Below are 1,114 nucleotides of genomic sequence, written 5' to 3'. Positions count from 1 at the left end.
TGTCTAAAGAAAAATTTGAACGTACGAAACCGCACGTAAACGTTGGTACTATCGGCCACGTTGACCACGGTAAAACAACTCTAACTGCTGCTATCTGTACTACACTTGCAAAAGTGTACGGTGGTGTTGCTAAAGATTTCGCATCTATCGATAACGCTCCAGAAGAGCGTGAGCGCGGTATCACAATCGCTACTTCTCACGTTGAGTACGACACTCCATCACGTCACTACGCACACGTAGACTGCCCAGGACACGCGGATTATGTTAAAAACATGATCACTGGTGCTGCGCAAATGGACGGTGGTATCCTAGTTGTTGCTGCGACTGACGGCCCAATGCCTCAAACTCGTGAGCACATCCTACTTGGTCGTCAAGTTGGTATCCCTTACATCATCGTATTCATGAACAAATGTGACATGGTTGATGACGAAGAGCTACTTGAGCTAGTAGAAATGGAAGTTCGTGAACTTCTTTCTGAGTACGACTTCCCAGGTGATGACCTACCAGTTATCCAAGGTTCTGCACTTGGCGCACTAAACGGCGAGAAGCAGTGGGAAGACAAGATCGTTGAGCTTGCAGAAGCACTAGATTCTTACATCCCTGAGCCAGAGCGTGCAGTTGACCAACCGTTCCTACTACCAATCGAAGACGTATTCTCGATCCAAGGTCGTGGTACTGTTGTAACTGGTCGTATCGAGCGTGGTATCCTACGTGTAGGTGACGAAGTAGAAATCGTTGGTATCAAAGAGACTACTCTTACTACTTGTACTGGTGTTGAAATGTTCCGTAAACTGCTTGACGAAGGTCGTGCAGGTGAGAACGTTGGTGCACTTCTACGTGGTACTAAGCGTGACGAAGTTGAACGTGGCCAAGTACTATCTGCTAAAGGTTCTATCAACCCACACACTAAGTTCGAGTCTGAAGTATACGTACTTTCTAAAGACGAAGGCGGCCGTCACACTCCTTTCTTCAAAGGTTACCGTCCACAGTTCTACTTCCGTACAACTGACGTAACAGGCGACATCACTCTACCAGAAGGCGTAGAAATGGTAATGCCAGGTGACAACGTTCAAATGACTGTTGAGCTAATCGCTCCAATCGCAATGGACGAAGG

General features: G+C 47.1%; 1 protein-coding gene. It reads left to right on the top strand.

Annotation, left to right across the window (positions count from 1 at the left end; translation table 11 throughout):
• A partial coding sequence (gene tuf, locus F0232_RS24895; protein WP_137409208.1) for an elongation factor Tu occupies window positions 1–1,114 on the top strand: 1,114 nt, incomplete at both ends.

This window comes from Vibrio sp. T3Y01 (assembly GCF_013114525.1).
Taxonomy (GTDB): Bacteria; Pseudomonadota; Gammaproteobacteria; order Enterobacterales; family Vibrionaceae; genus Vibrio; species Vibrio chagasii_B.
Note: the sequence above shows the minus strand (reverse complement) of the source record. Positions and strands in the feature narration are given on the sequence as shown.